The 12162-nt window shown below is 38.2% G+C and carries 11 protein-coding genes; 8 read left to right on the top strand and 3 right to left on the bottom strand.

Going from position 1 to position 12162, the window contains the following annotated elements; genetic code table 11:
* The first annotated feature begins 157 nt into the window (after nucleotides 1-157).
* From MKX62_RS11065 to MKX62_RS11040, 6 genes are all read left to right on the top strand, one after another.
* The gene (locus MKX62_RS11065; protein WP_067205726.1) at nucleotides 158-460 is read left to right on the top strand and encodes a PTS sugar transporter subunit IIB; all 303 of its coding nucleotides are present in this window, start codon (nucleotides 158-160) and stop codon (nucleotides 458-460) included.
* A gap of 152 nt (nucleotides 461-612) precedes the next feature.
* Nucleotides 613-1986 (top strand): PTS sugar transporter subunit IIC, encoded by a 1374-nt coding sequence (locus MKX62_RS11060; protein WP_187046633.1) that lies wholly within the window; start codon nucleotides 613-615, stop codon nucleotides 1984-1986.
* A 9-nt stretch (nucleotides 1987-1995) separates the two neighbouring features.
* Nucleotides 1996-2316 carry a PTS lactose/cellobiose transporter subunit IIA gene (locus tag MKX62_RS11055; protein ID WP_067205725.1) on the top strand — a complete coding sequence of 107 codons (321 nt, stop codon included), beginning with the start codon at nucleotides 1996-1998 and terminating at the stop codon, nucleotides 2314-2316.
* 111 nt (nucleotides 2317-2427) lie between these two features.
* A complete protein-coding gene (locus tag MKX62_RS11050; RefSeq protein WP_156475950.1) occupies nucleotides 2428-3738 on the top strand; it encodes a 6-phospho-beta-glucosidase in 1311 nt (436 codons plus the stop codon).
* Nucleotides 3739-4818 carry a DUF871 domain-containing protein gene (locus tag MKX62_RS11045; protein WP_340741408.1) on the top strand — a complete coding sequence of 360 codons (1080 nt, stop codon included), beginning with the start codon at nucleotides 3739-3741 and terminating at the stop codon, nucleotides 4816-4818. It abuts the gene before it with no gap.
* A gap of 114 nt (nucleotides 4819-4932) precedes the next feature.
* Nucleotides 4933-6156, top strand: a complete 1224-nt coding sequence (locus tag MKX62_RS11040; RefSeq protein WP_340741407.1) for a methyl-accepting chemotaxis protein — start codon at nucleotides 4933-4935, stop codon at nucleotides 6154-6156.
* A gap of 63 nt (nucleotides 6157-6219) precedes the next feature.
* On the opposite strand, the gene MKX62_RS11035 is transcribed toward MKX62_RS11040, so the two are convergent.
* Together MKX62_RS11035 and MKX62_RS11030 are read right to left on the bottom strand one after the other, a co-directional pair.
* The gene (locus MKX62_RS11035; protein ID WP_340741406.1) at nucleotides 6220-7434 is read right to left on the bottom strand and encodes a carboxylate--amine ligase; all 1215 of its coding nucleotides are present in this window, start codon (nucleotides 7432-7434) and stop codon (nucleotides 6220-6222) included.
* A gap of 284 nt (nucleotides 7435-7718) precedes the next feature.
* Nucleotides 7719-8561 carry a glycerophosphodiester phosphodiesterase gene (locus MKX62_RS11030; protein WP_067205712.1) on the bottom strand — a complete coding sequence of 281 codons (843 nt, stop codon included), beginning with the start codon at nucleotides 8559-8561 and terminating at the stop codon, nucleotides 7719-7721.
* A 419-nt stretch (nucleotides 8562-8980) separates the two neighbouring features.
* On the opposite strand from MKX62_RS11030, the gene MKX62_RS11025 reads away from it, so the two are divergent.
* Nucleotides 8981-9901: a S66 peptidase family protein gene (locus tag MKX62_RS11025; protein ID WP_340741405.1), complete on the top strand. Its 921-nt coding sequence runs from the start codon at nucleotides 8981-8983 to the stop codon at nucleotides 9899-9901.
* 169 nt (nucleotides 9902-10070) lie between these two features.
* Complete coding sequence (locus tag MKX62_RS11020) at nucleotides 10071-10808, top strand: DUF2935 domain-containing protein (RefSeq protein WP_082786792.1); 738 nt, start codon at nucleotides 10071-10073, stop codon at nucleotides 10806-10808.
* A gap of 171 nt (nucleotides 10809-10979) precedes the next feature.
* Here the strand turns inward: MKX62_RS11020 and MKX62_RS11015 are convergent, their stop codons facing one another.
* Nucleotides 10980-11483: a GNAT family N-acetyltransferase gene (locus MKX62_RS11015; protein ID WP_340741404.1), complete on the bottom strand. Its 504-nt coding sequence runs from the start codon at nucleotides 11481-11483 to the stop codon at nucleotides 10980-10982.
* Nucleotides 11484-12162: the final 679 nt, after the last annotated feature.

The following is a 12162-nucleotide window of genomic DNA, read 5'->3' as shown; positions in this document are numbered from 1 at the left end:
CTCACTTTTATGTGTGTAACGTAAAAGGCGCAAAAAGACAGCGTTTACACCAAAAAAAGTCGGCACGCTTCTTGCATATTAAATAGACGTACAAGTAAATATACGGCTGTTACTATTTACTTGAATTATAAAAAGAGGAAATGGGGAGGAATAGACTATGAAAACCATCATGCTCGTTTGTTCTGCAGGAATGTCAACTAGCTTACTAGTGACAAAAATGGAATCGGCAGCAAAGGCTCAAGCTATGGATGTTAAAATTTTTGCTGTATCGGAAGCGGAGTCTAGTAGACACTTCGATTCAATTGACGTTCTACTATTAGGACCGCAAGTGCGTTATCTAAAAAAGAAAATTGAAAAAGCAGTTGAAGGAAAAAACATCCCAGTTCAAGTTATCGAAAGTATCGATTACGGCACAATGAATGGCGAATCCGTTCTTGCAAAGGCGCTTGCATTGCTATAATCATAGGCTCAAAGCTTTTCCAGTGATACGAAGATCATATGGGGAGAGATTCGGAGGTTTGTCGAATTTCTGATCTTTAATTTAAATTAACGTAATAATCAACTAAAAATACATTCTTTCTTATTCCAAGGAAGAATAAAGGGGAGAATAAAATGAACGGAAAAATGGATAAGTTTATGGAAATTGGTGGTCGTATTGGGGCTCAACGTCACCTAGCTGCCATTCGTGATGGCTTTGTTATTATCATGCCATTAATGATTCTTGGTTCAATGGTTACGCTTATCAATAATTTGCCGATTGAAGCATACCAGAATTTTATGGAGATGATTTTTGGCGGTGATGCTTGGAAGCAATTTGGTGGGGCCGTTTGGACGGGGACATTCGCAATTGTTTCGTTACTTATCGCCTTCACAATTTCCTATCAACTTGCCCGTTCATACGATAAGGACGGTCTGTCAGCCGGGGTTGTCTCTTTTGCTTCTTTACTAGCGATTACAACGCCCATTGCGGAGGGCTCAGGATTACCATTAGTTTGGGCCGGTTCACAAGGATTATTTATCGCTATTATTGTAGCACTCGTTTCAACTGAGATTTTCACGAGATTACTTGGCAATAAGAGGCTCGTAATGAAGATGCCTCCTAGCGTTCCGACAGCGGTAGCAAAATCATTTGCAGCTCTATTCCCAGCTATGATTGCAATAAGTATATTTGGTCTAATTAAGGTATTTACTTTAGTAGCAGGCATGCCTGATATCCATCAAGCATTCTTCGATGCATTACAGGAGCCAGTCTCCAAATTGGCTAACACACCTGGGTCGGCCATTGTTCTTGCATTGATTATCCATGTTCTTTGGTTTTTTGGACTTCATGGAGGAAATGTTATGGAGCCAGTTATGCAAGCGGTTTATTTACCAGCAATTGAAGCAAATATAAAAGCATTTGAAGCTGGATTAGAAATTCCTTATATCGTAACAAAACCATTTTTTGATGCCTTTATGTATTTAGGGGGTACAGGTGCAACGCTTGGTTTGATCATTGCGGTGTTTATTGCAGGCCGTCGTCATAAACATTATCGAAACATATCGGGCTTGAGTGCGGGACCAAGTCTATTTAATATTAATGAGCCAATTCTATTTGGTTTCCCGATTGTGTTAAATCCATTGTTAATCATTCCATTCATCTTGACGCCAGTAGTTCTGGTAATCTTTAGTTACGTTATGATTGCAACTGGAATTGTTCCAAAAACGGTTAACCTCATCCCATGGACAACACCACCTGTTATTGGTGGGTTTTTGGCCACAGGATCTTGGAAAGGGGCTGTATTAGCCGCTGTTAACTTAATCATTTCAGTAGTAATTTATCTGCCATTTGTTAAAATTGCGGAAAGAATTGAAGTGAAAAAACTTCAAGAAGAACTGGCATTACAAGATGAAGCTGATTCTCGTCAACAACAAAATGAATTATCAGTCCAAGATGGGCCTATATTACAACCAGAAGAAAAAACATTAATCTCAAGTAGGAAGTAGTGAGCAGTTATGAACTTAGAAGAACAAATCATGCAGATCATTCTTTATAGCGGGAATGCAAAAAGCACTGCCTTCGAGGCGATTCAAGCTGCAAAAGAAAATAATTTCGATCAGGCTAACGAATTGATTGAAAAAGCAAATGTGGAAATGAGCAATGCACATCGTGTTCAAACATTTTTAATACAGTCAGAAATTCGTGGTGAGAAAGTAGAATCCTCTCTCCTGCTCATTCATGCACAAGATCATCTTATGAACGCAATCACATTTAAAGATCTTGCAGGTGAATTTATCGCCTTATATGAAGCGATGAATAGCTGCCGGAAAAGTTGAATTGTAAATAATATCATTCGGGAGAAATCGAGTTAATACAGTGATTGCTCCCCCCTTTTATTTTTGACTATAAAATTCATACAAATATTATAGATATTGGAGGAACCAACTATGAAAATTGCGGTAATCGGTGGTGGCAGTAGCTATACACCTGAACTAATCGAAGGGATTATTCTTCGGGCGACTCAAATAAAAGCAGATGAAATCGTATTGGTTGATATTGAAGCGGGAAAAGAAAAACTTGAAATTGTCGGTTCTCTTGCAAAGAGAATGATTAAAAAAAGCGGTCTTCCCATCACGATTGAACTTACCTTTGATCGTGTTAAAGCAATTACAAATGCAGATTTTGTATTAACACAATTTCGGGTTGGTGGTCTTGATGCAAGGGCAAGTGATGAACGTATCCCACTAAAATACGATGTAATTGGTCAAGAAACTGTTGGACCAGGGGGATTTGCAAAAGCCCTTCGGACGATTCCCGTCATCCTCGATATTTGTAAAGAGATTGAGCAATATTCAAATGATGCCTGGTTGATTAACTTTACCAACCCAGCAGGAATAGTAACAGAAGCAATTCATAAGTACACGTCTGTCAAAGCTATCGGTCTCTGTAATGTGCCTATTAATATGAAACAAATGACTGCAACTATTTTAGAAGTTGATCGCGATAATCTAAACATGTCCTTTGCCGGATTAAATCACCTTGTCTATGCAACAAAGGTATTCGTCAACGGTGAGGATAAAATGAGTACACTTATCGAGCGCATCGCTGAGGGACGCAATATGAATATGCGCAACATTCATGATGCGCCATGGGATAAAGAGTTTTTACAAGCGTTAAATGCTTTGCCATGCCCCTATCATCGTTATTACTACATGATGGATGAAATGCTGATTGAAGAAAAAGAAGCAGCCGAACTCAGAGGAACACGTGCTGAACAAGTTAAAATCATTGAAAAAGGATTATTTGAAACCTATAAGAATCCTAATTTAGACGTCAAACCGAAAGAATTAGAAGAACGAGGCGGTTCACTTTATTCAGAAGCAGCCATCTCTCTTATTTCATCAATTGTTACCAATGACCATGCCATTCATACGGTGAACGTCCCTAATAATGGAACCATTACAGATCTCCCGGATAATGTTGTTATTGAAGTGTCTTGTACTGTTAATAGTGAAGGACCACAGCCCATTCAAGTTGGTAAACTCCCTCCTGAATTGAACGGCTTAATCCAACAGATAAAAGCATTTGAACAATTAACAATCGAAGCTGCTGTGACCGGAAATAAACAAAAAGCGTTGCTTGCCTTAACAACTAATCCGTTTGTTCCTTCCAGTAAAGTAGCTAAGTTATTGTTAGATGAGATACTAGAAGTCAATCAAGCCTATTTACCACAGTTTTCAATGAAGGCACTAGTGTAAATGAGAAAGCTCGGAATTTCAATTTATCCACAGTATGGGACAGAAATAGAACTCGTCAACTATATGGAAAAAGCTAGTTTCTATGGTTTCACACGTATGTTCACCTGTCTAATGTCCGCAACGGATGAACAAGATACCCAACAACTGCAAACTCTTTTAAAAAAGGCAAACGAACTCGAGTTTGAAGTTATTGCGGATGTCAGTCCATCTGTTTTCGAAGAAAAAAATCTTTCCTATAAAGATTTATCGTATTTTAAGGAACTTGGTTTGTCGGGACTTAGGCTTGACCTCGGTTTTTCAGGATTAGAAGAAAGCGTTATGTCTTTCAATGACTATGGACTTTCCATTGAATTGAATATGAGTCAAGGAACGAAATACCTTGAAAATATTCTTTCCTATCAACCGAACAAGCAAAAAATAATTGGTTGCCATAACTTTTATCCTCGACGTTACACGGGCCTATCAAGAGAACAGTTCCTCAAATGCTCTGCCCAATATAAAGAAAATGGCATCCGTACAGCAGCTATGATTTCTTCAAAAGATGCAGCATTTGGACCGTGGCCAGTCCAAGAAGGCCTTCCAACTCTTGAGGAGCATCGCTTTTTACCCATTGATGTTCAAGCAAAGGATTTCTTCCAAACAAATCTCATTGATGATTTGATTATCGGTAATGCTTTTGCGTCAGAGGAGGAGTTAAAAAGTTTATCCTTGCTCAACCGCTATTTATTAGAATTAAAGGTGGACTTTAAAGAACAAACTTCACAGATGGAGAAAGAAATTGCGTTAGAAAATCCACACTTCAACCGTGGAGATGTTTCCGCCTATGTTATCCGTTCTACGCAAAGTCGTGTTCTCTATCAACAACATGACTTCCCAGCTCATGATACAGATACAATTGCTCGTGGAAGTGTCACAATCGATAATTCCGGCTATGAGCGTTACAAAGGTGAACTCCATATTGCCCTCTCTCCTATGGAGAACAGTGGAAACACAAATATTGTTGCAACAGTTGACAAAGAGGAACAGTTTTTACTAGATCAGATTCATCCTTGGCAAAAATTTAAGCTAATCGAAAAGTAATCATTAGCGGTGTCAGGCACCGATTTCTCCACGTCTGACACCGTTTTTTCACAAACTCTGCCTGATAGTATATAACTACTTTGCCTTACGGGAAAAAAGTCTGGAGTGAGAGAAATGCTTACAAAGAGTTACTTATTCATGAAATTAGTAGTCGTCCATGGTGTCCTTGTTTTATCCGTCGGAGGAGCTGCCTCTCTTTTTGCACAATGGGAAAGCTTGCTTCTTGCCTATTTAGCCATTGGCGTACTTACAATTATGAGCATACTGGCATTCTATTTAACTTTTGGAAAAACATTTACGTTATTGGCACAAACCGCGTTGGAGGCTTCATCACTAACGAAAATAGATTGTTCGAATACACCGGATGACATTAAAAAGCTGCATTTGGTCATTCACAGCCTTTCGAATGACAATGAGGTGCTTTTCCAACAAGTTAGTGATGCAAGTATGCACGTCATAATGTCTGCCGGAGAACTTACAGCCATTTCCGAAGCAACCTCAGCCACTAGTGCTGATATCAACAGCGCCATTCTTGGCATTTCACACGAAGTATTACATCAGGTCGCAGATATGGAAATCGTCAGCAACCGAGTGAAAATGATGAACGATTCAATTGATATGATGAATCAACAAAATCAGATCATTAGACAAGTGACAACAAATTCAGAAATGGCCACACAACAAGGTGCAGAGATGGTTGCACAGCTTAAACAATCCAATGAAGAATCCTTACACGCCTCAGACCAAATTAGTGTAAGCATTTCAGCACTATATAATAAAACATTGGATATTTCCCGGATAACCGAAACGATTAAAGGTATTTCTTCAGAAACAAATTTATTGGCATTAAACGCCAGTATAGAAGCAGCAAGGGCGGGAGTGCATGGGAAAGGGTTTGCTATCGTTGCTATTGAAGTACGTAAATTAGCGGAGCAGTCAAATACTTCAACACAACAAATTCAAAAAATGATCGCAAGCATTGAATACGAAACAGAAAAGACCATACAGACAATGACGGAAACCATCTCCCATTCCAAGCAGCTTGATGAGTCCGTTAAAGCAACGGAAAAAGAATTTATCGCCATTCGGCAAGCCGTTACACAAACCATTGAAGCAATCGATACTTTAAATGATGAATTAAAAAAAGTGACCGAACAAAACCATACGATATCGATTGCTGTCCAAAACTCATCCGGTGTTTCTCAGCAAACTGCAACATCCGTAGAAAATATTACTTCATCAATAAAAAAACAAAGCAAAATGATCGCCATGATTGCAGAGTCCGCCGGAAGTCTAAGCGTGATCAGCATGCAGCTAGATTCGATAGTGGAATCTTAATAACACACCGCACTTATAAGTCGAAATAAACAATCCCCTATGCATATCGCATAGGGGATTGTTTTACCATGTACTATTTTTATATTTTCGATAGTAATTAACTTGTCTGGCGAATAAATACAGCTTACGTTTGAAATGACGGTCTTTTTTATAAAACAAAGGATTGCCGTACTTCCCTGCTCTAAGCAACGCTTTCACATCTTTGAGAACTTCTTGGTTTGACACAAATTTCTTCAGTACGATTTTAGGTACGACAGTGAATAGGAATTTTTTATTCAGTAGCGTCAGCTCTTTCTGTTGACCATGAATGACGTCATCGACTAAATACTTCGCCATATTATGTCCACAAGCCGTAATATAGTAGCTTGATCGTCCTTGTCGTATATTCACCTCAAACACTTTGAACTTACCGTCCCGCTCGTCATACTTCAAATCAAAGTTCGCATAACCGACGTAGTTCAATGCTTCAAGGAAGCCTTTTAGTTTCAACATCATCTCTTCGTTATATCGAGTGATGAGCGCTGTATAATTCCCTATTGCAGTGACTGTATGCTCTTGTAGCACGACTTGTGCGAAAGTGATCAGCTCAGCTTTTCCTTGACTGTTCATGTAGAATACGGAATCCCACATGTATGTATCGTCCCCTGGAATATAGTCCTGGATAATGAGATCCTCTCTATAGCCGCCCGCTTTAATCGTTGTAATAACGTTATGGACTTCATCGTAGGAATCGACCTTATACACTTTCTCCATGCCTGCAAACGGATTCTTATAGTACTCGACACCGTTGCTTGGTTTGATAATGATTGGGAACATGACCTTTTCTGAGAATGGCTTTTCATCCCGACAAGAATAGTAATATGTAGCCGGTGCTTCAATACCATGTTCTGCGCATAACTTATAAAAATTCGATTTAACGAGCACATCGTTCATAAGTGGTTCCGAAATATAATTAAACACGAAATGACTTTTCAACTCGTCCGCATTTTCAATAATCATCCGGACGTAAAGATCATTTGTTCCGATAAGCAGCATTTTTTTCCCTGGCTCCGCATACTTCTCTGCAATCTCTTTCAAGAAGCTCACGAATACTTGTTGTTCAGGCAGTTTTGGATTGAGTTCTATCGTCTTTATAATTGAGCTTAAACTGGTGAATGATAAAGATTCTTTTCCTACTAGAATTGGGTTGATACCATACTCTTCATGGAATGAGATCGCCATGTTGTAAGCATTCATGTCTGTTCCGATAATGATTGGTATGAAATTATTATTTGTCATTTTATCCTCCAACTATCTTTTCTACTCATAAGTGTATGGCTCCTGTTTTTCATTGTCAAGGAAGCGCATTATGAGCTGGACCATAATAAAATCCAGTACTGCCCCAATTGGCTAGTACTAGATTCCTTTTCATACTATGGATTACTCTCATGTCTATTGATTAACCATTTTCTTACACAACATACAGGTAAGCTAGGCGCAAAAGTCTTTATGTCGACTAGTACGTTCCTGGATCGCTTTCGGCTACAATAATCACGGCAGCTTTCCCAAGGAACAGATGTGGATTACTCTTGCACCAGCTGGATGGGGCCCTCGACTGGCCAAATTGAAAAATCTGTAATGATGCCGTCAACGTTGTATTGATAAGCTTTGTCCACCCATCCTCGATTTTTCGTAGACCAAACTAATACTTTTCCACCTTGATTATGTATTTGATTGATCTCACGTTTATTGACATATGAGACATTAAAGTTAATATATGTCGCAAAGGATGTCAGGTCAATTATTTTTTGAGAGGACAGAGATTGAATAGATGGTTTTATGAGTAGGGCCACCTCTAATTCTGGAAGCAACGTGTTCATTTTCCTCATCGATTCGATATCGAAAGATTGAACAATAATGCTGTTCAAATCATTATATTCCCCCAACAAAGCCACTACTCGCTCTTCGATACCCGGGTACATCGATGGCTTCTTAATCTCTATTAATAAACCAGTTTCCCCGTAAAATTCTTCGAGCAATTCATTTAAAGTAATGATTTTTTCTCCGGCAAATGAAGAATGGAATTTCCCTCCTGCATCTAGCTCTTTCAATTCGGCAAGCGTGAAGTTTTTCACATAGCCAGAACCATTTGTTGTCCTGTCCACTTTGTCATCATGCATAATGATTAACTCTCCATCTTTCGACAGGTGCACATCACATTCTAAAAAGTCTGCCCCAAGCTCTAATGCTTTTCGAAAAGCTGACTGCGTATTTTCTGGAGCAAAATTAGAAGCGCCACGGTGCGCAACACTAATCATTCCATTCATTTCTACATGATGAAAAGGTCGTGCCTCGTAACCAACTAGAAGTAGCATACATATACTTACAAAGACGAATAATAGCTTCTTTTTCTGTAACTCCCCCATAATTATAACCTCAGACCAAATGATGAATACTAACTATTCTAATCATTCTTTTTATTTATTATAGCATATGCGGAAGGTCCTGCAACTGTTAATTCTTACTAGGCTTAAAGATACAAATAGTTCCAATAAAAATCTCTATAGATAGTCGGCACTTAACAAATAGATTGTTCTTCCAACATCGCTTTGTCGCTAGATTCGTTCGTTATACTTGCGAGGTATACCACCTAGTTAATTCTAAATAAGCAGTGCGGAATATATAGATTGAAATAAAGAACCCCAATGAATTCGCTTCGGCTGCCCCTTGGAAGGCGCCTTCACTCAGTTTATATAGGTATTCATTTGTTAACATAAATTATTTCTTTTCTTATAAATACAAGGATTCACATGATCCTATTTCATTTAAAAGGGAGCTGTAAAATATGGCTATAAAACCACCTCACTTGCAGCCAGGAGATACTGTTGGGATTGTTACGTTGGGGAGTCCATTGGCAGCAAGTAGAATAGATGCAGGAATAACAACTTTACGGAATTTGGGGTTTAAAGTACTTGTAGGCGAGCATGTCTATTCATCGAATGGATTCCTCGCAGCGACGCCCCAACAAATGGCGTCGGATTTGATGAACATGTTTCAGAATAAAGAAGTGAAATGGATATTGCCTTCAAGGGGCGGCGTTGGTGTAGCAAGTATTCTCCCCTTCCTCGACTTTTCTATCATTTCTCAAAATCCGAAAATCGTCTCAGGCTACAGTGACATTACAGTACTACTAAATGTACTGTACGAATATGCGGACTTAATTTCATTTCACAGCCTTCTCCTGCTAGACTTCAATCCAAATACTCCGGCATATAATTTCAATCAATTCTTCTCAGCAACCACAACATTAACCGCGCCTTGGCTAATAAATAATCCACCTGGTATGCTTCTCGAAAGCTTAGTTCCCGGAAACGTAACCGGTCCCGTTGTCGGAGGCAATCTCACATCTTTCATCGGTACGTTAGGAACTTCTTTTGAAATCAATACGGAAGGAAAAATTATCGTACTTGAAGAAACGCATGAACCGATTAACACAGTTTACAGGTATTTGAATCATCTTTTATTAGCCAAGAAGTTCGATGATTGTGTAGGGATAATAATGGGGGAATGTACAAATTGTGTAGATGCATATGGAAAGTCCTATAACGATCTTATAAACGATTTTCTAGTACCTTTAGGTAAACCACTCATGTCCAATCTAGCAACTGGACATGGCATTTATAAAGCTACAATACCTATTGGAGCAACCTTGAATATGAATACAGTTAACCGGACAATAACTGTGATTGAACCTGCTGTTAGCTAGCAATAACACATTGCTTAATCCCTGAGTATTAATTATTAAATATGAAAGCAGTATGGATTCATCCTACTCCGAATACAGTAGATAGCATCGACACTATAAGAGGAGTGAATATCCGATTCCGACATTTGTAACACAATCATTGGATGAGATCCGATTTTGGTCACGGATTATGAAGGAACACGCTTTCTTTTTAAGTCTCGGGTTTACTGCAGATGATACAGAACTTATTCGAGAAGCACAGCAATTTATTGCAGTATTTGAACGAATTGAAGAACAAATTAGCAATTACAACGAAACAACAGATCCGAATGTAATTAGACAACTAAACATTCAAGTGTATCAGGCGGCAGCTTCTATTTGGGCTTATAAACGAAAAGTACTGGGATTGATATTACGGTGCCAAATTGTGTCCAATAATATTCCTTTATTAGTTGATCATACAAGCCGAGAGGCGGCTTATTTTGCTAAGCGATTGAAAGAATTAAATGAAGGTAAGCTGATACCTTTACCTGAGGCAATTATTAAAGAGAATGTGTTTTTCTTAAAAATAATGGCGGATCACTCAAAATTCATCAGCCATCTATTAGACCCATCCGAAAGAAAACTTGTCGATCAAGCTCGAGAATTTAGCCATGATTTCGACCAACTTCTTTTCCAAGCACAAGATTTGGATCACATGCGTCCTCAGTCAGAAACTCAACCGCTTTTAGAACACTTTCTTGACCAAAATCGCGTTTCTGTCGTATCGTTACGCGATTTCAAAAAGACGGCAAGAGATTTAATTGAAGCATGTAAAATAAAGAGCAACATTCCCGCTTTGCTTGCTGACCACGTTTACCGTGAAGCGGATCACTTCCTTCAAATTATTGATGCATTCGATGAGCATCTTACAACACAAAGTACTTAACACCTTATTATGAAAAAATTGCTGGGATTCATTTCGAGACACTTATTCCCCTTCCGGCGTATTTCATCATATACACCTCCACTATCATAAAAAAGTTATTACCTGACGTGGTATATCCAAAGAAAAAGAACCAACATATAAAATGCTGGTTCTCTCCTACTGAGGAATTATCTAAAAAATTCTCCAATAATATAATTCTTCCGTTTCTTTATACATTTCTGCACCCGTCTTTTCTAATACTCTATGAGAAGCATTATTGTCTTTTTCGGTATCTGCAATTATATACCGAACATTAGGCTGACTTAACAGCCAACTTTTCGTTCTAATAATCGTTTCCGTCAAATAGCCATTACCTTGATAGTTAGGCAATGTGTAATAGCCGATTATTACTTCACCATTTGCATTTGGCAAGCCCTTTAGCATCATGCCGCCAATTACACAATTATTATCATCAGAAACAATTAACCAATTTGTATTCCACAAATAATTTTGCTTATCATTTACTACCTTTGTAAGTCTATATTCCATGGCTTGCCTAAGTTCCTCACTAAGAATTTCATCTGAATGACTTAGTGATAACTTTAATTCCATTGCCTTCTGATTATCAATTAGTAATTTTAAGTTTACCGCATTTAAGGGTATTAATCTTAACCGTTCTGTCTTTAATTCCATCATTTATACACTCCTATCATAATTTGCGTCTATTAAATAGACAAATAACAAATTTAGAAATAAGTATATGTTATTGGCAGCGGCTCCCATAATATTAATTCCATATAAAAGAGGAAGCAATAAATTCATTTCCAATAAAAGTATGGATAATTAATTCTAACAATTAGATAACTTCCGTGCAAGTTCGCTGGTACTTTTCGCTATCTAACGGGATTCTTATAAATAATTCCGTATACAACCAGAAGATACCAATCATCAAAATAATTCCAATATAAACGGACATTATTGCAACAATTAAATCAGCTCCGCTAAATGGAATCTTTGAAAAGACCGAATAAGACTTCCGTTAATCTGCCAGAATCAAATCAAACAGCATCATTATATACCAAGCATTCGCCGACATGACCGATACTCTAAACTATAAGGCCAATCAACAGCCTGTTTTCGATATTAAGAACGCTCAACAAACGTACAACCGCAACTTCAACTCCATCAACATGTATGAATTCAAACATTTCCGCTAGACGAACACCAATATAACTATTTAAAGAAAGTTCCGCTGCAAGAACAAGTGCCTTGTTCTTGCAGCGGAACTGAAAACGCCTTTCTCAAGTTTTTTAATTAAGCGATAGTCTGATAGGATAACCATATGTTTTTTGGGAACGTCTTCCGTGTAACCACT

The organism is Sporosarcina sp. FSL K6-5500, from assembly GCF_038005665.1.
GTDB lineage: Bacteria > Bacillota > Bacilli > Bacillales_A > Planococcaceae > Sporosarcina > Sporosarcina psychrophila.
This window is presented reverse-complemented; position numbering and strand designations above follow the sequence as displayed.